Source organism: Micromonospora sp. NPDC049240 (assembly GCF_040647835.1).
Taxonomy (GTDB): Bacteria; Actinomycetota; Actinomycetes; order Mycobacteriales; family Micromonosporaceae; genus Micromonospora.
Window position 1 is genome coordinate 61823 of the sequence record NZ_JBEZCX010000019.1, and the last position, 22523, is coordinate 84345.

Annotated in this window: 20 protein-coding genes; 4 read left to right on the plus strand and 16 right to left on the minus strand. The window is 74.6% G+C overall.

All coding sequences use genetic code 11. The features are described 5' to 3' along the window. Window positions 1-10: 10 nt before the first annotated feature. The 5 genes from AB0B02_RS25830 to AB0B02_RS25850 all read right to left on the minus strand — a co-directional run bounded on the left by AB0B02_RS25830 (window position 11) and on the right by AB0B02_RS25850 (window position 4853). On the minus strand, window positions 11-994 hold the full coding sequence (locus AB0B02_RS25830) for a sulfite exporter TauE/SafE family protein (protein WP_357304343.1): 984 nt from the start codon (window positions 992-994) through the stop codon (window positions 11-13). A gap of 109 nt (window positions 995-1103) precedes the next feature. After that, window positions 1104-1589: an Rrf2 family transcriptional regulator gene (locus AB0B02_RS25835; protein WP_281936446.1), complete on the minus strand. Its 486-nt coding sequence runs from the start codon at window positions 1587-1589 to the stop codon at window positions 1104-1106. 71 nt (window positions 1590-1660) lie between these two features. After that, window positions 1661-2545 carry an acyl-CoA thioesterase II gene (locus AB0B02_RS25840; RefSeq protein ID WP_281936448.1) on the minus strand — a complete coding sequence of 295 codons (885 nt, stop codon included), beginning with the start codon at window positions 2543-2545 and terminating at the stop codon, window positions 1661-1663. Continuing rightward, the gene (gene pyk / locus AB0B02_RS25845; protein WP_357304348.1) at window positions 2542-3990 is read right to left on the minus strand and encodes a pyruvate kinase; all 1449 of its coding nucleotides are present in this window, start codon (window positions 3988-3990) and stop codon (window positions 2542-2544) included. The genes AB0B02_RS25840 and pyk overlap by 4 nt, the downstream gene beginning before the upstream one ends. Before the next feature lie 497 nt (window positions 3991-4487). After that, window positions 4488-4853, minus strand: a complete 366-nt coding sequence (locus AB0B02_RS25850; protein WP_281936453.1) for a YciI family protein — start codon at window positions 4851-4853, stop codon at window positions 4488-4490. A 146-nt stretch (window positions 4854-4999) separates the two neighbouring features. Between AB0B02_RS25850 and AB0B02_RS25855 the strand changes: the two genes are divergently transcribed. Genes AB0B02_RS25855 through AB0B02_RS25865 form a run of 3 tightly spaced genes read left to right on the plus strand, consistent with a single transcriptional unit; the run spans window position 5000 to window position 9708 of the window. Continuing rightward, window positions 5000-7699 carry a hypothetical protein gene (locus AB0B02_RS25855; protein WP_357304353.1) on the plus strand — a complete coding sequence of 900 codons (2700 nt, stop codon included), beginning with the start codon at window positions 5000-5002 and terminating at the stop codon, window positions 7697-7699. A gap of 9 nt (window positions 7700-7708) precedes the next feature. Next, on the plus strand, window positions 7709-8701 hold the full coding sequence (locus AB0B02_RS25860; protein WP_357304356.1) for a queuosine salvage family protein: 993 nt from the start codon (window positions 7709-7711) through the stop codon (window positions 8699-8701). Between the two features lie 11 nt (window positions 8702-8712). Continuing rightward, on the plus strand, window positions 8713-9708 hold the full coding sequence (locus AB0B02_RS25865; protein WP_357304359.1) for a hydroxyacid dehydrogenase: 996 nt from the start codon (window positions 8713-8715) through the stop codon (window positions 9706-9708). An 11-nt stretch (window positions 9709-9719) separates the two neighbouring features. Here AB0B02_RS25865 and AB0B02_RS25870 read toward each other — a convergent pair whose 3' ends face one another. Continuing rightward, complete coding sequence (locus tag AB0B02_RS25870) at window positions 9720-10532, minus strand: glycosyltransferase family 8 protein (protein ID WP_357304362.1); 813 nt, start codon at window positions 10530-10532, stop codon at window positions 9720-9722. 147 nt (window positions 10533-10679) lie between these two features. Here AB0B02_RS25870 and AB0B02_RS25875 point away from each other — a divergent pair, with 147 nt between their 5' ends. After that, window positions 10680-11930 (plus strand): MFS transporter, encoded by a 1251-nt coding sequence (locus tag AB0B02_RS25875; RefSeq protein ID WP_357304365.1) that lies wholly within the window; start codon window positions 10680-10682, stop codon window positions 11928-11930. Here AB0B02_RS25875 and AB0B02_RS25880 read toward each other — a convergent pair. From AB0B02_RS25880 to AB0B02_RS25925, 10 genes are all read right to left on the minus strand, one after another. After that, window positions 11893-13026 (minus strand): hypothetical protein, encoded by a 1134-nt coding sequence (locus AB0B02_RS25880; protein WP_281936461.1) that lies wholly within the window; start codon window positions 13024-13026, stop codon window positions 11893-11895. The genes AB0B02_RS25875 and AB0B02_RS25880 overlap by 38 nt on opposite strands. Beyond that, window positions 13023-14126 carry a glycosyltransferase family 4 protein gene (locus tag AB0B02_RS25885; protein ID WP_357304368.1) on the minus strand — a complete coding sequence of 368 codons (1104 nt, stop codon included), beginning with the start codon at window positions 14124-14126 and terminating at the stop codon, window positions 13023-13025. Before AB0B02_RS25885 ends, AB0B02_RS25880 begins: the two co-directional genes overlap by 4 nt. Window positions 14127-14146: 20 nt before the next feature. After that, window positions 14147-15262: a tryptophan--tRNA ligase gene (gene trpS, locus AB0B02_RS25890; protein ID WP_308447830.1), complete on the minus strand. Its 1116-nt coding sequence runs from the start codon at window positions 15260-15262 to the stop codon at window positions 14147-14149. 102 nt (window positions 15263-15364) lie between these two features. Beyond that, entirely contained in the window at window positions 15365-16933 is a 1569-nt protein-coding gene (locus AB0B02_RS25895; RefSeq protein ID WP_357304371.1) for an asparagine synthase-related protein, read from the minus strand. Next, the gene (locus AB0B02_RS25900) at window positions 16921-17862 is read right to left on the minus strand and encodes a hypothetical protein (RefSeq protein WP_357304374.1); all 942 of its coding nucleotides are present in this window, start codon (window positions 17860-17862) and stop codon (window positions 16921-16923) included. The genes AB0B02_RS25895 and AB0B02_RS25900 overlap by 13 nt, the downstream gene beginning before the upstream one ends. Further along, a complete protein-coding gene (locus tag AB0B02_RS25905) occupies window positions 17859-18809 on the minus strand; it encodes an NAD(P)-dependent oxidoreductase (RefSeq protein WP_281936470.1) in 951 nt (316 codons plus the stop codon). The genes AB0B02_RS25900 and AB0B02_RS25905 overlap by 4 nt, the downstream gene beginning before the upstream one ends. Next, on the minus strand, window positions 18809-19759 hold the full coding sequence (locus tag AB0B02_RS25910; RefSeq protein WP_357304378.1) for a hypothetical protein: 951 nt from the start codon (window positions 19757-19759) through the stop codon (window positions 18809-18811). Before AB0B02_RS25910 ends, AB0B02_RS25905 begins: the two co-directional genes overlap by 1 nt. After that, complete coding sequence (locus AB0B02_RS25915) at window positions 19756-20268, minus strand: MaoC family dehydratase (protein ID WP_281936474.1); 513 nt, start codon at window positions 20266-20268, stop codon at window positions 19756-19758. The genes AB0B02_RS25910 and AB0B02_RS25915 overlap by 4 nt, the downstream gene beginning before the upstream one ends. Beyond that, window positions 20265-21131, minus strand: coding sequence for a CoA ester lyase (locus AB0B02_RS25920; RefSeq protein WP_357304383.1), 867 nt, complete (start codon window positions 21129-21131; stop codon window positions 20265-20267). Before AB0B02_RS25920 ends, AB0B02_RS25915 begins: the two co-directional genes overlap by 4 nt. Beyond that, window positions 21128-22444 (minus strand): aminotransferase class I/II-fold pyridoxal phosphate-dependent enzyme, encoded by a 1317-nt coding sequence (locus AB0B02_RS25925; protein WP_357304386.1) that lies wholly within the window; start codon window positions 22442-22444, stop codon window positions 21128-21130. The genes AB0B02_RS25920 and AB0B02_RS25925 overlap by 4 nt, the downstream gene beginning before the upstream one ends. Window positions 22445-22523: the final 79 nt, after the last annotated feature.

A 22523-nucleotide genomic window follows, 5' to 3' on the forward strand; every position in this document is an offset into this window, starting at 1 on the left:
CGTGGGAGGCTCAACCCTCGACGGCGGCGGCGAGCGGCCGGGGCTCCCCCGCCTCGACCGGCGGAGCCGAGGCGTCAGCCACCGCGACCGACGGAGCCGGCGCCACGGCGAGCGCCGCCTCGACCGTGGCCCGGGCCCGGCGGGCGCGACGCAGCGCGCGTACCGCCAGCACGATGGCGACCAGCCAGCCGGCGCCGAGCACGGCGTAGACCAGGGCCGGCACCGGGCCGCCCAGCTCGCCGGCACGCAGCAGGGTGCGGGCGTTGGTCAGCACGATCACGCCGCCGATCACGGCGCCGAGCACCTGGGCGGGCACGATGCGGACCAGCCAGGCCGCGATCGGCGCGGCGATCAGGCCGCCGATCAGCAGCGCGGCGACGGTGGGCAGCAGGAAGCCCTCCGAGCCGAGGCCGATCAGGAAGCCGACGCTGGCCGCGCCCGCCACCACGAACTCGGAGGTGTCCACCGAGCCGATGACCTTGCGGGGCTCCATCCGGCCGGAGACCAGCAGCGCCGGGGTGGCGACCGGACCCCAACCGCCACCGCCGGTGGCGTCGACGAAGCCGGCGACCAGCCCGAGCGGGGCCAGGAATCGGCTACGCAGCCGGCCGGCGGCGCGGTTGGCACGCAGCGGCCGGGAGAAGCGGATCAGCAGGTACGCGCCGAGGGTGAACAGGATGGCGGCCATCCACGGGGCGGCCGACTCGGTGGAGATGGAGCTCAGGAACGTGGCGCCGGCGAACGCGCCGATCGCACCGGGCAGCGCGATCCGGCCGACCACCTTCCAGTCGACGTTGCCGAAGCGCCAGTGCGACACGCCGGCGGCAAGCGTGGTGCCGATCTCGGCCAGGTGCACCGAGGCGGAGGCCGCGGCCGGCGCGACACCGGCGAAGAGCAGCAGCGTCGAGGACGTCAGCCCGTACGCCATGCCGAGCGCGCCGTCGACCAGTTGCGCGAGGAGCCCGACGAGGGCGAGTACCAGCAGCTTGCGCACGAGCGCCCCCTGACTTTTCGGTATCTCCTATCAACTTGGTCGACAATGCGGCACGGAGGCACCCCGGGTCAAGTCCCCCATCCGGTTGGTGGGACACGCCGGACGGCCGTCAGCTCCAGGCGCGCGGGTCGGCGGCCAGCTCGTTGACCCGGGCGGGCAACGTGCCGGTGGCCACGTCGGCGATCGTGACCAGCTCCAGGATCTCCCGCTCGCTGGCCCGCAGCGCGATCCACACGTCCTGCAACGCGCGGGCCGCGCCCTGGTAGCCGAGCTGCTCCGGGCGGTGGCCGCGGACGTGCGCCAGCGGCCCGTCGATCACCCGGATCACCTCGGCCAGGGAGATCTCCCCGGCCGGACGGGCCAGCCAGTAGCCCCCCTCGGGGCCTCGCTGGGCGTGCACGATGCCGCCCCGGCGGAGCTGGAGCAGGATGCTCTCCAGGAACTTCGGCGGGATGTCCTGCGAGCGGGCGATCTGCTCGGCGGTCACCGGCCGGCTCCGCCCGGCGGCCGTGCCCTCGGCGACCGTGCCCTCGGCGACCGAGGCCAGCTCGGCAGCCGCACGGAGGGCATAGTCGACCCGGGCGGAGAGACGCATGCCGGCAAGGTTAGTCGCCTGTTCAGCCGCCCGGTCTCCCGACCCTCGGCCGAACGGTCACGGTTGCCGGGTCAGCCACCCACCCGGCGCAGCAGCCCCTCCTGCACGGCGCTGGCGATGTGCCGGCCGTCGGTGGTGAACATCCGGCCGGTGGCCAGGCCCCGGGCGCCCGAGGCGGACGGGCTCCAGCAGTCGTAGAGGAACCACTCGTCGGCGCGGAACGACCGGTGGAACCAGAGCGCGTGGTCGAGGCTCGCGCCCACCACCCCGCCCGGCCCCCACACCTCGCCGTGCACCGACAGCACCGAGTCGAGCAGCGTCAGGTCCGAGGCGTACGTCAGCGCGCAGGCGTGCAGCAGCGGATCGTCCGGCAGCTTGCCGTCGATGCGCATCCAGACCCGCTGGTGCGGCTCGGCCGGGCGGTCGCCGGGGCGTACCCAGCCGGGCTCGCCGACGTACCGGACGTCGATCGGGCGCGGGATCTGCCCCCAGATGCCGAGCCGTTCCGGGTAGCGGGACAGCCGGTCGGTCATGGTGGGCACGTCGTCCGGGCCGGGCACGTCGGGTGGGAGCGGGGCGTGGTGGTCCAGCCCCTCCTCCTGCCGTTGGAACGACGCCGACATGAAGAAGATCGGCTTGTCGTGCTGGAGCGCCACCGAACGGCGCACCGAGAAGGACCGGCCGTCGCGGACGTTCTCCACCTGGTAGTCGATCGGCTCGGCCGGGTCGCCGGGCCGCACGAAGTAACCGTGCAGGGAGTGCACGGCCCGCTCCGGGCCGACCGTGCGGCCGGCCGCCACCAGCGCCTGACCGGCGACCTGGCCTCCGTAGACCCGCTGCGGGCCCACCTGCGGGCTCATCCCGCGGAAGGCCATCTCGCCGGTCTGCGCGAGGTCCAGCACCTCCAGGAGCTGGTCGACGGCGGCCTGCCCGGTCGCCACCGGAGCGTCACTCACTGGAGGGCCCGGGCCGCCGCGGCGTCGACGAGCGAGCCGAGCTGGTGCACGCGCAGCGTGTTGGTGGAGCCGGGGGTGCCGGGCGGGCTGCCGGCCACGATCACCACGTAGTCGCCCGGGTTGGCCCGGTTCAGGCCGAGCAGCGCCTGGTCGACCTGGCGGAACATGTCGTCGGTGTGCTGCACGAACGGCATCAGGAACGTCTCCACGCCCCAGCAGAGCGCGAGCTGGTTGCGCACCTCCGGCACCGGCGTGAACGCCAGCAGCGGCAGGTCGCAGTGCAGCCGGCTGAGCCGCTTGACGGTGTCGCCGGTCTGCGAGAACGCCACCATGGCCTTGGCGCCGATGGCGCGGGCGATCGACGACGCGGCGACGGTGAGCGCGCCGCCGTGCGTACGCGGGTCGTGCTGGAGCCGGGGCACGGCGATGGAGCCGGCCTCGGTGGTGGTGACGATCTTCGCCATGGTGCTGACGGTGAGCACCGGGTACTTGCCGACGCTGGTCTCGCCGGAGAGCATCACCGCGTCCGCGCCGTCGAGCACGGCGTTGGCCACGTCGGAGGCCTCGGCGCGGGTCGGGCGGGAGTTCTCGATCATCGAGTCGAGCATCTGGGTGGCCACGATGACCGGCTTGGCGTTCTCCCGGCAGAGCTGCACGGCGCGCTTCTGCACCAGCGGGACCTGATCCAGCGGCAGCTCCACGCCGAGGTCGCCACGGGCGACCATGACGCCGTCGAAGGCGAGCACGATCGCCTCCAGGTGGTCGACCGCCTCCGGCTTCTCGACCTTGGCGAGCACCGGGCGACGGACACCCTCCTCGTCCATGATCGAGTGGACGAGCTTGATGTCGTCCGGCGAGCGGACGAAGGAGAGCGCCACCAGGTCGACGCCGAGGCCGAGGGCGAAGCGCAGGTCCTCGGCGTCCTTGTCGGACAGGGCCGGGACGCTGACCGCCACGTTCGGCAGCGAGACGCCCTTGTTGTTGGAGACCGGACCGCCCTCGGTGACCAGGCAGCGGATGTCGTTGCCGGTGACGTCGCTGACCTCGACCGCGACCCGGCCGTCGTCGATCAGCAGCCGGTCGCCCGCCTTCACCTCCTGCGGCAGCTTGCGGTAGGTGCAGGAGACCCGCTCCTTGGTGCCGACGATGTCGTCGCCGGTGATCACCACGGAGTCACCGGTGCGCCACTCGTGCGGCCCGTCGGCGAAGCGCCCGAGCCGGATCTTGGGGCCCTGGAGGTCGGCGAGCACGGCGACCGGCTGCCCGGCGGCCTCGGCCGCCTCCCGGACCAGCCGGCAGACCGACTCGTGGTCGGCGTGACTGCCGTGGCTGAAGTTGAGCCTCGCCACGTTCATGCCGGCCTCGACGAGCCCCCGGATGCGCTCCGGGGACGAGGTGGCGGGGCCCAGAGTGCAGACAATCTTCGCGCGGCGTGTCACGCCCATCAGGCTAGTCTCTCCTCCGGGTCGGCTCACCAGCCGACCCCTTGCGGACTTGCGGAACAGTTGTCCAACGATGCGCGAACAAACGCGCGGGCGGGCGGTAGGCGTACCGCACCGGAACGTCGTGTGGCGGGCATCGGCGACCGCGCGGCGGAAATCGTACCGCCCGTCGTCACCGCCCGACGCGGGGTCCGGGCCGGCCGGCCGGCGGCGTGGGCACGGCGGAGAACACCTCGTGCGGGTCGTACCGGTGATTGGCCCGGCGCAGCCGGTCCCGGACCGGCCCGTAGGCGAGCCGGACCCGGTCGGTCTCCTCCGGCGCGAGCAGGTTCGGGTGGCCGCCGGGCAGCGCGTGCCGCGCCCGCGCCGCCGCGGTGCGCTCGGCCCACGCCCGGTGCGGCGCCGGGTCCCCGCCCGGCGTCCGGGCCGCGATGATCTCGACCGGCAGGTGGTCGGCACGCAGCCCGAAGGCGGTCCCGCCGACCGCTGCGGTCAGTCCCTCAGCTCTCCGCCTTGACCAGCGGGAACTCCAGCGAGCCGGCCGGGCAGAGGAAGGTCAGCACCTCCACCCGGTAGAGCCCGGCCTGCACCGCCGGGTCGGCCTCCATGACGCTGCGTACGTCGTCCACCGAGCCGGTCCGGGCCAGGCCGAAGCCGATCGGCGGGTCGGGTTCCCGGGCCGGCCCGTCCACCGAGCCGTCGATCAGCACGATGCCGCGCCGCTGCAACGCCTGCATGTGCCGGAGGTGCTCGGACTGCAACCGCTGCACGGTCTCCTCCGGCAGCGCCCGACCGGAGGGTCCGGGGTAGAGCACGATGCACTCGTAGGTGTCCAACGCGAAGTCGAGCCGGGGCGTGGGGCCCATGCGCACCTCCTGACCGCCGTCGCGTCCAGCCTCGCACGGGGCCGCGTCACCGCGGGGTCGCTCGCCGCAACTGCCCCGGGTCACCGCCGGAACAGGGCGTTCGTCCCGCCGTTGCCAGCGCCTTCAGGGCATTGATATCTTTCCGCGTGCACATCGCCCGGGGCTCGGCCGCGGCCGCCTCACCGTGGTTGGCCGGCCCGCCGGGCGACGCCGACGTCGACCCGGAGCCGTCCTCGCTGGGGCAGGCCCTCCGCGGGTTCGCGACCCGTACGCTCACCGAGTTCGTGACGCGCTACACGCCGCGCTTCCGGGTGCCCCGCGTCCTCGCCGGGTTCCCGGTGCAGGCGGACGTGCACGCCGACCTCGCCCACGTCCTCGGGCTGCTGCACGCCGGCGGGGTGACCCGGCTCGCCGGCACGCCGATCGACGACGCGTTGCTGGCCGTGCTCGGCGCGGTCGACGGCGAGCGGACCCACACGTTCGCCTCCTACCGGGTGGCGGAGACGCTGCGCCGGTTCGGCCCGTGGACGGACAACGCGCTGCTCCCCCGGCTGCCGCCGGAGCGGCGGGAGCACCTGCGGGCCGCCGTGGACACCGGTCCGCACGAGAGCTGGCTGGACGCCCGGACGCCGCGCAACTACGCGGCGGTGCTGGCCCGGTGCGAGCACGCCCGGGCGGAGCTCGGGCTGCCGGTGGACGCCGCGGCGCTGGACGACCTGGTCCGCCGCACCCGCGACCTGATCGAGGAGACGCCGGGTCGGCAGTTGGACGACTCCACCGACGGCTCCGGCCGGTTCGACATCTACGGCCCGGCCCTGTATCCGGTCGCCGAGCCGCTGGCCGCCCGGATCGGCCCGGCCTGGGCGGCGGGCGCCCGCGACGCGCTCGCCCTGGTGGATCTCGTGGTGACCGACAGCGGGAGCGCCGTCGCCTGGGGCCGCTCCGCCGGGGCGCTGGCCCGCTGCCTCACCGTCGAACTGGCCGGGCTGGTCGCGCGCCGTCCCGAGCTGTCCCCGACCGGCCGCGACGAGTGGGCGGCCCGGGCCCGCGACGCGTTCGACGCGCTCCGCCCCTGGTTCGACCAGGGGTTGATCCAGGCCCACCGGTACCGGTCGACCTACGCGTACCGGGGTCCCGCACGGCGGCTCCAGATGACCCTCGACTGCCTCGGCAAGCTGCTGGACGCGGCGAACTCGCTGGACTCCGTCCCGATGCCGGGCCCGACGCCCCGCCGGCCGCGCGACGCGGTCTTCTTCTTCGACCGCGCCCGCCACGCCGGCGTCTGGTCGTACCGCTCGGCGCAGACCGCCTTCGTGCTGCCGCTGGTCGGGTCCACCGTCTCGGACTACCTGCCCGCCCCGCAGTGGCCCGGGCTGTTCGAGGTGCCGGTGGACAGCGCCCTCGCCACCGGCGTGCCGGTGGCGGTGCGGGACGGGCGTACGGTCGTGCCCGCCGGCCGGCCCGACCGGGTGGTCCACCGGCCGGGCGGCCTGGAGGTGGTCCACCACCGCTGGCAGGAGCCCGGACGGCGGCAGACACCCGCCGACCTCCCGCCGGTGCCCGCGACGCGTCGAGCCCGGTACGAGGTGCGCGGCCGGACCCTGCACGTGCACGAGGAGCTGCGCTTCGACCAGCCGCCGGAGGCGGTCGCGCTCCAGGTGACGGAGGCGGCGGCCCGGCCGCTGCGGGTCGAGTTCGGCGTCGGCCCGGCGGACGTGGTCACCACCGTCGAGGTGGCGGGCGTGTCGGCCTACCGCAGCTACTTCGGCGAGTTGCCGGTCGTGCACCAGGTGGAGGTGGCGCCGGCCACCCGGATGGCGTTCTCCTGGTCGGTGACGCCCAAGCTGCGGGTGGCCAGCTCGGCGTACGGCCACCACTACGACGCCCTGCTCTACGGTCCGCTGCGGGACCGGGTGCACGAGGTGGCGCTGGGCCGCGGGCAGCTCGACCGGCACCGGGAGATCCTGGCCGACGTCGACGTGTTCCACCTGCACTGGCCGGAGCGGCTGCTCCCGGCGGAGCTGGCCGGGCACCTCGCCCTGATCGACGCGATCCGGGACAGCGGGGTACGGCTCCTGCTCACCCAGCACAACCTCACGCCGCACGACCGGCAGCCGCGGTGGCGGCCGGTCTACCAGGCCTGGGCGGCGGCCGCCGACGGCGTGGTGCACCACAGCGCGCGCGGCCGGGACCGGGCGCGCGACGTGCTGCCCTACCCGGACGACGCCCGCCACTGGGTCGTTCCGCACGGGCACTTCGGCGACCTGATGACCGACATCCGCGCCGACGACCGGGCCCGCACCGAGCGGGAGTACGGCCTGCGGCCGGGCGCGCTGCGGCTGGGCGTGATCGGGGCGCCCCGCCCGGAGAAGGACACCGCGCTGGTCATCGACGCGGTGGCCGCGTCCGCCCGCGACGACATCGAACTGCTGGTCCTCTCCGGCACCCCGGAGCTGCCCCGGTCACCGGACCCCCGGATCCGGGTGGTGCCCTACGATCTGGTGCCCCGCCGCGAGTACAACCGGCGGCTCGCCGCGATCGACGTGCTGGTGCTGCCGTTCCGCGACGGCGAGATGCTGGCCACCGGGACCGTGGCCGACGCGATCGGGCGGGGGCTGCCGGCGCTGGTGTCGCCGTGGCCCTTCCTCACCGAGATGCTCGGCGGGTCCGCCATCCCGTACGGCCGCACCCGGGAGGACCTGACCCGCTGCCTGGACTCGCTGGACGACGCCCGCCTCGACCGGGCCCGCGCCGCGAGCGGACGGCTACGCGCCACGTACGACTGGGCCCGGGTGGCGGAGTCGCACCTCGCCGCGCTGGAGTCCCTGGGTCCCGCGAAGCTCTGAGGAGAGTGGATGACCGACCAGACCACCGACCGGACCGCGTCGCCGGACCACACCGTCGACCACCCGGCCGCGCTGCGCGTCGCCGCCGCCTCGGTGGCGGCCCGGGCCACCCACGCCCGGCCGTCGTCGCGCCCGGTCGACGGCCGCTACCTCGACGAGCTGCGCCGCCAGCCGCCGGTGGAGTCCGGGCTGGCCCGGCTGCCGGACGAACGGACCCGGATCGGCTTCGTGATCGTCCGCGACGCCGTCAACTTCGGCTCCGGCCTGCACCCGCACCTGGTGAAGCTGCCCGGCCTGTCCGGCGCCCGGACCATCGGCCAGCTCCTGCTCGACCGGGTGCGCCGGGACGGCGTGCCGACCCCCGCGTACCTGGCCGGGCTGGACGGGCGGGCCTGCGCGGAGATGTTCGGCCAACCCACGCGGGGTCCGGCGTTCACCCTGATGACCATGTTCGCCACCGCCTGGAACGAGCTGGGCGCGTACACCGGGGACCGGTTCGGTGGGGAGTACCCGGCGCTGGTGGAGGAGGCGGCCGGGTCGCCGACGGCGATGGTGGCGATCCTGGCCGGGATGCCGCACTGGCGGGACGTCTCCCGCCACGGCGACCTGGACGTGCCGTTCCACAAGCGGGCCCAGCTCGCGACGTACGGCCTGTCGTTGTGCCACGACCCCGGCGGCGCGCGACGGTTCGCCGACCTCGGCCGGCTGACCGCGTTCGCGGACAATCTCATCCCGCACGTGCTGATCGAGGACGGGCTGCTGGAGATCGACGCGGAGCTGGCCGACTCGCTGCGGGCCGGCCGGCCGTTGGCGCACGGCAGCCCGGCCGAGGTCGAACTGCGGGCCGCGGCGGTCGAGATCTGTGAGCGACTGGCCCACCGGGCGGCGGCGGCCGGCGACCCGGTGCACCCGGTGGAGCTGGCCAGCCTGCTGTGGAAGAAGGGGCAGCAGCCGCGCTACAAGGCCCGGCCCCGGCCCCGCAGCGTCAGCTTCGCCTACTGAGGAGGACGCGGATGCTCCCGGCCGCCCTGCTGATGCGCGCGGACCTGCCCGACCAGCTCTTCACCCCCACCAGCCGGGCCCGGCTGGACCGGCTGGTCAGCCTCCCCCCGGGCCCCTGGACCGGCTGGTCCGACGCCACCCCGGCGGCGCTGCGCCGCACCGAGCTGTTGCTGACCGGCTGGGGCTGCCCACGCCTCGGCGTGGCGGAGCTGGCCGCCATGCCCCGCCTGCGGGCGGTGGTCCACACCGGCGGCTCGGTCAAGGAACTGCTCGACCCGGCGGTGTGGGAGCGCGGCGTCCGGGTCACCACCTCGGCCCGGGCCAACGCGGTGCCGGTCGCCGACTACACGGTGGCGATGGTGCTGCTGGCCGGCAAGAACGTCCTCGCCGCCGCCGACCGCTACCGGCGCAGCCTGGACCGCCGCGCCCTGCTCACCGGCTACCCGGCGACGGGCAACGCGGACCGGACGGTGGGCCTGGTCGGCGCGTCCCGGGTCGGCCGGCTGGTGGCGGCCCGCCTGTCGGACCTCGGCTTCCGGCTGCTCTGCCACGACCCGTTCCTGGAACCGGACGACGCGGAGCGGCTCGGGGTACGGCCCGTCGAGCTGGCGCACCTGCTCCGCGAGTCGTCGATCGTCAGCCTGCACGCCCCGCTCACCCCGGAGACGGCCGGGATGATCGACGCGGCCGGGCTGTCGCTGCTGCCCGACGGCGCCACCCTGATCAACACCGCCCGGGCCGGGCTGCTGGACCAGGAGGCGCTGCTCGGGCACCTGCGTACGGGCCGGCTCTCCGCCGTACTGGACGTGACCGACCCTGAGCCGCTACCGCTGGACCATCCCCTGCGCGCCCTGCCGAACGTGCTCGTCACCCCGCACGTCGCCGGCGCGCAGGGCAGCGAGCTGCGCCGGCTCGGCGACCAGGCGGTGGAGGAGGTGGACCGGTTCGTCCGCGGCCTGCCGGCGGCGGATCCGGTCCTGGCGGAGCGGCTGCCGTTCCTCGCCTGAGCCGGGCCGCCTCAGCCGTCCAGCTCCGCGCGGTACTTCCAGTAGCGCCGGCCGAACTCGCTGAAGTCGGGGAACTCGTCGGTCCAGAACTTCTTCGGCCCGACGCAGTGCACCAGGGACGCCTGCGCCGGGTCACCGCCGTAGACCGGCTCCAGCCGCCAGCCCATCATGTGGTTCCACCGGTGCGACAGCCGCAGCCAGCGTCCGAACAGGACGTGGTTCAGCGCGTCCTGGTCGGGGTAGCGCGCGGCGTCCGCGTGCCGTTCGATGTAGTCGAGCGCGCGGCCGGTGACGTCCGCGTCGCGCCACCGGGCGAGGTCGATCAGCAACATGCCGGAGTTGAAGTAGGGCGCCTGCGGGTCCAGCGTGGCCTCCCCCCGCAGCCCCGGGAGCGCGCCCCCGTCGGCCAGCCGCCGGGTGTACGCGTCGCGCACCGCACCGACCACCGCCTCGCCGAGCGCGACGTCGGCGAGCCCGGCCAGCGACCCCGTGCAGAGCATGTCGCAGTCGAGGTAGACCAGCCGGTCCAGCTCGACCGGCACCAGCCAGGGCAGGAACAGCCGCAGGTACATGCCCTGGGAGATGTGTCGCGCGCTGTCCCGGGTGGACAGCGGCAGGTGCGCCACCCGGTCCACCGGCCGGAAGCGCACCTCGCCGCGGTCGCCGACCTGCCGGCGGACCGCGTCGCGCAGGTCCGCCCCGAGATCGTGATCGGTGACCAGCCAGAAGGTGGGCGCCGCCAGCGCGCCCTCGCGCAGGATGCTCTCGATGAGGACCCGTGCGTGCGGCACGTACGCCTCGTCGAAGCCGAGTCCGAAGTGCACCGCGTTCCCATCGTCGTCCGGGCGCGCCCGGCGGTGGCGCCGCTGCCAGCTTCGGACACGGCGGCCGGATTGCCAACCCCGCACGACCCCTATCCGGCAGCGACGGGAACCGATGTCCGGCCCGCCGGCCGGTAGGCTCGCCCGGTGGTGCCCTTCCCCGTTTTCTGGTGCTTCGCCCTGCTGTCCAACACCGCGGCGTCGGCCCAGTGGGTGAACATCGCCTGGGCGCTGGGCGACAACCGCCTGCCGGCGGCGGTGCTCGCCGTGTGGCAGATCTCCGCGCTGCTCGGCACGATCCCCGGTGTGCTGCTGGGGGCACGGGCGGCCCGCCGGCTCGGACCCGTCCGTACCCTGGTGTGGTCGTCCGCGGTCGAGGCGGCGAGCTGTCTGGCGGTGGCCGTGGCCGCCTGGGACACCGGCGACGGCCTGTCCACCCGCCGCGCGCTGCTGGTGGCGGTCGTCTGCTCGGTCACGCCGTTCGCGGTCGGCTTCGGCGGCCCGTCCTGGCTGGCCCTGGTCGGCGCCTGGCCGGGCAGCGCGAGCCGGACCCGCCAGTTGCTGCTGGACAGCATCCAGTTCCAGCTCGGCCGCACCGCCGGGCCGCCCGTGGCGGCCCTCCTGATCGCCACCGTCGCCCATCCGGTGCCGGTCGCGGCGGTGGCCAACGCCGTCACCTTCCTCGCCGTCACGGTGATCATGCTGGCCGCGGCGCGTACGCCCGGCGTCGGGCCGCCGCCGCCGCCCCGGCCGGCCGACGCGCCGACGGCCCGGCCCTCCTGGCGGCTGTTCGGCTCCACCGCCGTGCTCGCCGCCGCCGGATACGCGCTGGCCAGCGACACGTCCCGGCTCTACGTCGCACGCCTCATCCGGGCCGCCGACCTGCCCGCCGTGGTCTTCTCGGTGACCGTCTCGGTGGTGGCGCTCACCGCCGCCGGCGCGGCGGCCGTGGCCGCCCGGCGGCGGATACCGGACCGCCGGCTGGCCCAGCTCGGGCTCGGCCTGCTCGCCACCGGCCTGCTCACCTGGGCGACCGCGAGCACGCTGGGCGTACCGGCCTGGATCGTCGGCGGGGCGCTGGTCGGCGCGTCGCTGCCGCTGGCGCACGCCGCGCTGACCTCGCTGGTGATGGGCGAGGCCGGCGACGCGGACCAGGCGACCGGGGCCGCGGTCACGATGGCGACGAACACCGGCGCGGTGGCGCTCGGCAGCACCGTGGTCGCTCCGCTGGTGAGCCCGCTCGGGCCGCTGGTGTTCCTGCCGCTGGCCGCCCTGGCGGCGATCGCGCTGGCCCGGGTGCGCCGCCGCTACCGGGCCGACGCCCCCGCGCCGCCGCCCGCCGTGCCGGTGCCGGTGGGCGGCGTCAGCGCCGGAGGCAGTCCGCCAGGTCCGCCGCGATGACCGCGGCGCCGCTGACCGGGGCGCGCAGCGCCGCGGGGAGCGGCCGGTCCCGCTGGTCGGGGTGCCGCCACGCCTCGGCGAGCGCCGCGCCGAAGGCCGGATCGGGCAGCACCCGCTCGTTGAGGTCGTGCACCGCCCGGACCCCGTCGCCTTCCGGGAGGTCGGCACCGATCGGGCGGTACGCGGCGTCCAGCACCCGCCAGGCGGGGCCCAGCTCCGTGCCGTGGTGGCGCAGCAACCGGCGCAGGTTGAGCACCTGCGAGTAGTTCTCCGGTGGCAGCGGCAGCATCGGACGGCCGAGCTGGGCCAGCTCCAGGATCGTGGTCAGCCCCGGGGGTGCCAGGACCGCGCCGGCCCGCCGGAACAACGCGAGCGCCGCGTCGTGGCTGAGCGAACGGGCGTCGACCCCGGCGAAGAGGTCACCGAACCGGTCGATGGCGCCCGCGCTGGTGAGCACCACCGGCGGGCCGGCCGACGCGTCGGCGACCAGGCGCAGCACCTGCGCGAGGTAGACGTGTTGGCTGCCCGGATACGGGTTGAGCAGGCCACCGAGGCTGGCCACCCACGGCGCTCCGGCGCGGTCCGCCGGCCCGGCGTCGGCCGGCTCCGGCCCGACGTCGGTGATCGGCGGGACGGCCCGGACGTTCGGCACCCCGGTGCGGGCCATCACCTCGACGGAGTCGAAGAGATCCTGCACCCAGTAGCGGCGCACCGACCGGATGCCGGGGAAACCGGCGAACGAGTCCGGCCGCCACATGTAGGCCAGGCTGTCGACGCAGAACACCGGCAGCTCCGGGGCCAGGCGGGCGGCCAACGGCCGGTGCATCACCACGATCATCGCGTCCAGGGTCGGCCGCAGCTCACCGCCGACCTGCTCGGCCTCGTGGACGCTGCCGGTGTCCACGACCCGGGCCGGCAGCCCGGTGCGCCGGAGCAGCTCCAGTCCGAGGCCGCTGGACACGAACGTCCAGCGCACCCCGTCGCCGAGCCGCCGGTGGACCGCCTGGGCGACGGCGACGGCCTTGCTCGCCGGCCCGTACCCGAACGGCAGCGCGTACAGCCCGAGTCGCAGCGGCGTACCGCCCGGGCCGCTCATCCGATCGTCCCGGGCGTCCGGGCGGGCACCGGGGCACCGGCGCCGACCGGGTCGGGACCACCACCGAGGCTGCGCAGCAGCGCCCGGAGTGAGCGGTCGAGGCTGAACCGCTCGGCGACCCAGGCCCGGCTGCCCGCCGGCACCTCCGGCGCGTCCAACGCGTCCCGCACCGCTCCGGTCAGCGCGTCGAGGTCACCCACGGGCACCGCGACGGCCGCCGGCCCGACGGTCTCCGGCAGGCCCGCGTCGGCGTACACGACCGTCCGCGTGCCGCTGGCCTGCGCCTCGATGGAGACCATGCCGAACGGCTCGCCGACCGACGGCAGGACCACCGCCGAGGCCGCCGCGAACAGGCCGGCCACCTCGGCGGGGGACGACGGCGGCGGGACCAGTCGGACGCCGGGCAGCCGACGCAGCCGGTCCCGGAACCCGGCGGTCTCCGGGTCGAGCACGCCGGGGGTGACGTCGGTGACCCGCAGCTCCACCCCGAGACGACAGGCGACCGTCGCCGCGTCGGCCAGGCCCTTGTTCGCCACCAGTCGTCCCGCCCACACCACGTGCCGTCCCTTCTCGACGCGGGGCTGCCCGACGAACTCCGCCGCCACGAACGGGGTGACGACGTCCACCCCGGCGGCGACCTCGGCCTCGATCAGCCCGGCCAGCCACCGCGAGCAGGCCTGCCGCGACGGCGCACCGGCGATGGCCGCGCGCAGCGCCTCGGGGCCGGCGGCGGGCGGCCACACCCGGCCGGGCGTGAAGCACGGCGGGTTGTGCATCATCAGGCCGGCCTGGGGGAGGTACGGCAGCCAGTGCGCCTCCTGGTGCAGCGAGACGAGATCCATCCCGGCCACCACCTCGGCGGCCTCCGCCGGGCTGCCCACCGCGTGCTTGCGGACCCCGGCCAACCGGTGCGCGTGCGCGGCGAACGCCTCGTCGAGGTCGTCGGGCACCGTGTCGTAGACGGCGACGACGTGCACGTCGTAGCGCCCGTTGAGCGCCTGTGCCCAACCGGCCATGACGTTGGAGATGCCCCCCACCCGGAAGCCGGACGGGTAGTGGCCCATGCTGACGAACGCGATCGATCCGGTCGAAGCGTGCACCGGGTCCCCTCCCCGAGGGCTCAGTAGACCATCCCCATGGCGTCGCGGACCTCGGCCAGCGTGGCGTCGCCGACCTCGTTCGCCCGACGGTTGCCCTCGGCCAGGATCGACCGCAGGTAACCCTCGTCGGCGGCCAGCTCCGCGCGCCGGCTGCGGATCGGGGCGAGCCGTTCGTTGACCGCCTCGGTGACCACGGCCTTCAGCCCCGCGGCACCGGCGCCGGCCAGTTCGTCGGCGATGGCCTCCGGCGACCGGCCGCTGCTGAGCGCGGCGAGCAACAGCAGGTTGGCCACCTCGGGACGACGTTGCGGCTCCCAGGTGATCGTCCGCTCGCTGTCCGTGACGGCCCGGCGGATCAGCTTGGCCGTGACGTCGGCGCTCATCGCCAGTTCGATCGCGTTGCCCCGGGACTTGCTCATCTTCTGCCCGTCCACGCCGAGGATGCTCACCGCCTCGGAGAGCAGGGCGTCCGGGCGGGGGAACACGGCGTGCCGCTTGTCGGCCCGGCCGTAGATCTCGTCGAACCGGCGGGCCACCACCCGGGTCTGCTCGACGTGCGGCAACTGGTCCTTGCCCACCGGCACCAGGTTGGCCTTGCAGAACAGGATGTCGGCGGCCTGGTGCACCGGGTAGGTCAGCATCAGCCCGGACATGGGCCGGCCGTTCGTCGCCGCGAGCTCCGCCTTCACCGTGGGGTTGCGGCGCAGCTCGGCGTCGGTGACCAGGGCGAGGAACGGCAGCATCAACTGGTTGAGCGCCGGCACGGCGGAGTGGGTGAAGATGGTGCAGCGACGCGGGTCGAGCCCCACCGCCAGGTAGTCGGTGACCAGCGACAGGACCCGCTCCCCCACCGGGCCGACCGCGTCCCGGTCGGTGATGACCTGGTAGTCGGCGATGATGACGAACGTCTCCACCCCCGCGTCCTGCAACCGCACCCGGTTCTCGAGCGAGCCGAAGAGGTGACCGACGTGCAGCCGGCCGGTGGGCCGGTCGCCGGTCAGCACCCGGAATCGGGACGGGTCCTCGCGCAACTCCTGCTCGATCGCCAGCGACCGCTTACGGGCGGCCGCGAGGGAGGCGTTGTCCGGCCCGCCGTCGGCCGGATCGTCCGGACCCGCCGCGGCCGGTGGGTCCATCAGCGAGCTGTCCTGCGCAGCGTGCATGAAACGGCAAGCCTCTCTCGTCACCGACGGCCTGGGCGCGCCGTCCGTCCCTTTCGTACCGGGAATTGTAGGTGTTCAATCGACCGCCGGACCGGACGACCCGAGCGCCGCGAGGAAGTCCGCCCGGGTGTAGGCGCCGTGGCGAAGGGTGCGCCGGAGCAGTCCCCGCCGGACCAGACCCCGGTAGTCGGCGCTCAGGTCTCCGAAGCGCTCACTCCACCGCTGCCACAGGTAGGCGGCGGTGCGCAGGCCGTACCCCTGCATCTCCGGCGCGGCCTGGAGGAAGGCGGCGGCCTCCGGCTGCTCGAACAGCTCGGCCAGGTCCGCGCCGGTGATCCGGCCGGCCGCGAAGCGCCCGACGGCGTGCAGGTACCCGGCGCCGTCGGGGAACGGCATCTTGACCCGGTGCGCCAGGTGGGACGGGAGGAACTCCTCCGCGACCTCCCGGAGCGCGACCTTCTGCCGCACCGGCCGCACCGAACGGTCGATCTTGCGGGCCGGCGGCAGGGCCCGCGCGTGGGCGATCACCGCCGAGTCGAGGTACGGCACCCGCGCCTCGACGTGGTGCGCCATGGCGCAGCGGTCCAGCCGCAGGCACTCCCGCGCGCCCAGGTCCTGCTGCTCGAACCGCATCCACGGCTCGACCATGGCCGGTGGCAGGTCGGCGTAGAAGCCGTAGCCGCCGAACAGCTCGTCCGCGCCCTCGCCGGAGAGCAGCACCTTGACCCCGGCGGCGTGGGCGAGGCGGGCGGTGAGCCAGGTGCCGACGCCGCCGAGCACGGTGAAGACGTCCGGGCTGACCGTGTGCGTGACGACGGCGTCGAGCAGGTCGGGGATCTCCGTCTCGTCGAAGATCACCTCATGGTGGTCGGCGCCCAGGTATTCGGCCACCTCCCGCGCCGCGTCGAGGTCGGGGCTGCCCTCGATGCCGGCGGTGAAGGTGCTGACCCGGCCGGCCTCCCGGGCGGCGATCGCGGTCAGCAGCGAGCTGTCCAGGCCGCCGCTGAGCATGCAGCCCCACCGCACCTCGGTCGGGATCTGATCCCGTACGGCGGTCACCACCAGGTCCCGCAGCGTCCCCTCGCGCGGGCGGGGCTCGATCGCGACGACCTCCCCGCGCGACGACCACACGGTCCCCGGGGCCACCCGGCAGGCGAACGGTCGCAGCTCGGCCGGAATGGTCTCCGGGGTGCTGCTGACGAACGTGGACCCGCCCCCGCGCGCCACGTACAGCGGCTTGATCCCGATGCCGTCCACCGCCACCACCAGGACGTCCTGCTCCACGTCGTAGAGGCAGACCGCGTACATGCCCTCCAGGTAGTCGGCGAAGCGCAGCCCGTACTTCTCGTAGAGGACGCCGACGACGTGGCCGTCGTTGCCCGACGGCGGGCGCACGCCCAGCTCGTCGAGGACCCGGCGATGGTTGTAGACGGCGCCGTTGAACGCCACCCAGGCCCGCCCGCCGGGCGAGCGCAGCGGCTGGTCCCCGTGCGCCACGTCGGTGATGGCGAGCCGGACCACCCCGAGGGTGAACCGCGGGTCGTCGAGCACCGCCGTCGCGTCCGGGCCGCGGTGGCGCATGCCGGCCAGGGCCGCCTCCACGGCGGCCCGGTCGGCGGGGAAGGCGGCAGCTATCCCGCACATGGGACCGTTCCCTCTCTCGTCTCCTCCGACCGGCGCCCCGACCCGCCGGTGATGGTCACGCCGGCCGCCGGCCGGTCGAGGTCGGCGACGAGGTGTCGCCGGCGGTGCAGGTAGTCGAGATACCCGTCCAGGGCCGGCCCCTCGAAGGTCGGGACGACCACCAGCCGGGGCGGCGTGGGCCGGTGGACCAGGTGCCGCCGCAGCTTCGCCGAGACGGCCGCCTCCAGGGCGGCCAGCTCGTCGTCGCCGGGATCCCGCTCCGGCACGCGCAGGAAGAGCACGTCGTAGAGGAGGCCGAAGCGGAGGCTGCCGGTCAGGCAGTCCTGGAGCGACCGCGTCTTCGGCTCCACGAACCCGCCCGGCAGCTCGGAGAGGAGCGCGGTGGTCACCCGGGCGTTGGTCGGCGTGCCCAGCATGGACAGCGCCGGCAGCACGTACGTGGTCAGCTCCTGGTCGAAGACCGTGCCACCGAGCTCCACGAACAGGTGGTCCGGACGACCCGCGTCGACCCAGGCCCGGTGCAGGGTGAGCAGGAAGAACCGGCTCAGGTGCGGCACGAAGCTGAGATGTTCCCAGTCGGTGCCGCCGAACTCGCGCAGGAACGAGAGCAGGACGTCGCCGCCGAGGATCTGGTTCGGCCAGCCCATCACGATGCCCGGCAGGAACCGCCGGTAGGTGGCCAGGTCGTCGTTCGGCGAGGGATGGTTGCCGCGCTCGTTGGTGTTGAGGATGCCGTCGAACTTGACCACCGTCGCCGGGCCGGGGGCGATCGCGGCCAGCCGCGCCACCAGTTGACCCTTGCCGATGTCCGAACGTGGGTGCCCCAGCAGGACGAACACCTGGCAGCCGGCGAAGTCGACGTGCCGGAACGCCTCGTCCAGGCGGTCGGTGACCGGGGTCGGTTCGCTCAACGGCCAGGTGCCGGTCATCGGTCGGTTCCTTCCTGGACGGTCCGGGTGTGCGTGTCGACCCAGCCGAGCGCGCGGGCGCGGGTCACGTCGTACCGCAGGTCGCGGGTGGCGCGGCGGACCCCGTAGCGGAGGTTGGGCCACCGGGCGGGCCGGCCCCGGGCCCGGGCGGCGGACCAGGTCAGCAGGCCCAGCGCCGCGTAGGCCGACCTCGGCACGGGCAGCACCCGCAGGCCGGGCGCGTGCCGGCGGCACCAGGCGCGGGCGAACGGCAGCGCCGGCGCCGGTCGGACCGGCGCGGCGTGGTACACCGCCGGGCGACCGTCCTCCACCGCCCGCCGGACCAGGTCGGCGACGTCCGCCGTGTGGACGAACGGCAGGTGGTTGCGGCCGGCGCCGACCAGCAGACCGACCCGGCCGACGGTACGGACGACCGGCGGGGTGCGGTCGTCGAAGAGGATCCCCGGGCGCACCACCACCAGGTTCACGCCGAGCCGCTCCGACGACTCGCGCAGCCGGCGCTCCAGTTCGATCTTCATCGCCGGATACGGGTCCAGCACCTCGGCGGCGTCGGCCGGTGACCGCGTCTCGGGCACCGGATCCGTGCCGACGCCCGGGTCCAGCCCGTACACCATCACGCTGGACACCTGCACGAAGGTCCGGACCCCGTTCGCGCGTCCGTGCTCCATCAGCCGCAGCGCGGCGTCCAGGTTGTCCCGCCGGTAGTCGGCCGGCGGGTGCGGGGCGAACCGGAAGGCGCAGTGCACGACCGCGTCGACGTCCCGGGTGAGGTCCGCCGCCGTCGCCGGATCCACCGGCGTGCCCTGCCGCACCTCGATCCGCCGGCCCGGGACCGGCGCCACCGGACGCCGGTGCTTCAGGGCGCGGACGTCGTGTCCGGCGTCGGCCAGGGCCGCGACGCAGGCCCCACCCAGCCGGCCCCCGGCGCCGGTCACCAGGACGCGCATCAGCCGACCGCCACGCGGTCGCGGGCGAGGCGCAGCACGTGCCCGGCGGTCACCAGGTCGGCCCACGGGTCGCCGGTCGAGCTGAAGACGGTGGTGCGGGACGCCAGGTCGCCCGGGACGTCGGCGAGCAGCGTGCCGAGATCCATCGCGTCCCGGTGCGCCGGGCCCGCCTCGGCCAGGGCCAGGTCGAGATCCTCCACCAGGACCAGGTGCTCCCGCAGCAGGTCGGCGGCGATCTCCCGGCGGTCCGCCGCGTGCGCGCCCATGCAGTTGACGTGCACCGGCCCGGCCGGCAGCCGGTTGACCAGCGGCTCGGCCGAGCCGGTCGCGGTGCAGATCACGTCGCGCCCGACGAGCACGTCGTCCGGCCCCTCGGCGACCTCGACCGGGCACTCCGGGCCGACCAGGCCGACCGCCCACCTGGCGAACGCCTCGGCGTTCTCCACGCGGCGGCTGGCGACCCGGACCGACGCGATCGGCCGTACCGCGATCGTCCCCCGCAGTTGCTGCCGGGCCAGCACCCCGCTGCCGATCAGGCCGACGTGCAGCGGCCGGGAGGGGGTGCAGACGTCGGTCACCAGCGCGGTGACCGCGGCGCACCGCAGGTCGGTCACGGCCGCACCGTCCAGCACCGCCAGCGGTCGCCCGGTCCGGGTCGACATCACCACCGAGAGCGCGTGGATCGCGGGCTCCCCCGCCGGCCGGTCCGGCACCAGCGCGGCCAGCTTCGTGACGAAGAGACCGTCCCGGGCACTGACCGAGGGCATGACGCCGAACATCGCCGGCGGGTCCGCGGTGGTCACCGTGGTCCGCAGTGGCGTACGCGCGGCGGCGCGCCGACCCTCGGCGTACCCCTGGCGCAGCTCCTCGACCAGCGCGGGCAGGTCGGCCGCGGCGGTGACCGCGTCGCGGTCGAGCACCAGCGGGACGAGACCGGTCTCTTCGCTCACGCCGCGCCGCTCCCGTCGGCGCACGGGATCAGCGCGCTACGGGTGAAGGTCATGACCGGGGTGCCGTCGGACTTGAGCCCGCGGGTCCGGAACGTCACGACACCGGCGCCGGGGCGGGACCGGGAGAGGCGCTTGGCCACCACCTCGGACTCGGCGGTGAGGGTGTCGCCGACGAAGACCGGCGTGGTCAGGCGGATCTCCTCCCAGCCGAGGTTGGCCACCGCCCGCGCGCTGGTGCCGTTGGTGCTCATCCCGCCGACGATGGCGAGCGTCACCAGGCTCGACACGACGGGACGGCCGAACTCGGTCTGCTCGGCGTAGGCGGCGTCGATGTGCAGGGGGTGGGCGTTGAGGCTGAGCAGCGACATCCAGATGTTGTCGGCGTCGGTGACGGTCCGGCCGGGTCGGTGCTCGATGACGTCACCGACGTCGAACTCGTCGTAGTAGAGGCCCCGGGACTCGCGGTACCGCCCCGGCGAGACCTCGGTGAAGGCGCGCGGCGGCCTCACCGCGACCGCCCCGCCCGCGCGAGCGTGCTCTCGGCCTGCCGTAGGAAGGGCGGCCCGAGCATCCGGCCGTCCATGGTGATGATGCTCGCGCCGGTACGGCGGAACTCCCCCACGATCCGGTCCGCCCGGTGGACGTCGGCCGCGCTGGGCGTGAACACCTCGTTGATGGCGTCGACCTGGCCGGGGTGCACGGCCACCTTGCCGGTGTAGCCGAGGCCGGCGGCGCGACGGGCGTCGGACTCGAGCGCGGCGGCGTCGTCGAGGTCGAAGGTCGGCCCGTCCACCGCCTCGATCCCCGCCGAGCGTGCGGCCAGCGCGACCCGGGACCGGGCCATCAACAGGGGCTCCCACTCCATGGCGGTGCCGGTGTCGGCGCAGAAGTCGGCCGCGCCGAAGGTCAACGCCACGAGGCGGGGACGGGACCGGGCGACGGCCATCGCGTTCTCCAGCCCGGCCGCGGTCTCCAGGATCGCCCACAGCACGGTGTCGATCCCCGCGCCGGCCAGGACCTCGTCGACGAGTTCGACGTCGTGCGGCGACTCCACCTTCGGCAGCACGATCATGTCCGGGGCGGTCCGGGCGTCGAGCACCATGTGCAGGTCGCGCACGCCCTCGGGGGATCGGACCGGGTTGACCCGCAGGCTGTATCCGTCCGGCACCTCCGCCGGGTCGAGCAGGGCCACCGCCTGCCGCGCGCCGTGCTTGGCCTCCGCCGGCACGGAGTCCTCCAGGTCGAGCAGGTTGATGTCGGCGGCTCCCGCCGCGCTGCCGAGGAACCGTTCCATCCGGGTGGCCGGCGTGACGAGCAGGCAGCGACAGATCCCGCGGGACCGGCTGCGGGGCACGCCCTCGACAAGGGTCATCTCGGGTCCCCGGCGGCCACCGCGCCGTCCGCCCCCACCAGGTGGGGCACCACCCAGTCGACGAGCAGGTCGACGAAGCGGCGCAGGTCGTCCTCGCCGAGGTTGGCCCGCATCATGACGCGTAGTCCCTCGCGGCCCCGGGAGGTCACCGGGAAGTAGACCGGCGCGCAGTAGAAGCCCTCGGCCAGCAGCCGGCGGGACAGGTCCACGGCCAGGTCGCGGTCGCCCACCGGGAGCGCCCGCACCGGCAGGATGCTGCCGGCGGACTCGCTGGGCACCCGTGAGTCGAAGTAGTCGAGGTTGGCGCGCAGCCGGGTCTGCAGGACGTTCAGCTCCGGGCCGGCGTGCAGCCGGGCGGCGGCCAGGACGCTGCCCATGTTGGCGACGCTCGGGGACTGCGACCAACACATCGGCCCGGCGAACGTGTTGACCAGGGCGGGGTCGACGGAGTCGGGAAGCATCACCACGCCACCGGAACACCCGAAGCCCTTCTCCAGCGATCCGGTGATGAGGGTCAGGTCGTTGAGCCGGTCCACCGCCGATCGGATGTAGCCCTCTCCCCGGTCACCCATGACGGAAATGGCGTGCGAATCGTCCATCCACAGAAAGAGGCCGTACCGGTCCTGGAGCTGCAACAGGCCGTCGAGATCCGCCAGGCCGCCCATGGAATAGGCGCCGTCGGCGACGTAGGCCACCCGTCCGTACTTCTTGCACGCGTCCTCGACGAAGTCGAGGTCGTTGTGCGGGGCCACCAGCACGGGCGCCTCGTCGGCGCAGATCGGCTTCACGTAGTCCATGCAGAAGTGGCTGCGCTTGTCGAACACGGTGACCCGGGGGCGGCCGTCGACGAGATGCCCCGAGGACACCAACGGGAGCAGTCCGGCGGTCGCCACGCTGCACGAGAGCGCCAGCAGGCACTGCGCCCGCCAGATCTCGGAGAGCTGGTCCTGGGCCTGCCGCAGCACCGAGGGACGCATCCGGGTGGGCGTGATGCCCAGGCCGACGCACCCCTGTGCGGTCAGGGCGTCGATCGCCCCCTGCACCACCGCGGGGTGCGTGTTCAGCCCCAGGTAGGAGTAGGAGCTGAGGTTGCGGAACGAGCGGCCCGTCTCCGGGTCGTGCAGGGTGCCGTCGGGCCGGCAGTCGAGGTGCAGGTTGATCAGACCCCCGCTCTCCGCCTCGCGCCAGTTGCCCTGCGACAAACGCATCATCTTCGCGGTGTCGCGGAAACGGTGGGGACCTTCCGGACCGGCCGTGCCGGAATCGTCCGGCACCGTTTTCGCGGCGGGCTCCGCGACCGACGGACCGCTCATACTCCCACTCCTTCAGGGGTTGCCGCGTACGAAAATAGGGGTCGCGACGCACGCGATAAGGGTCGGATATAGGGGTGCG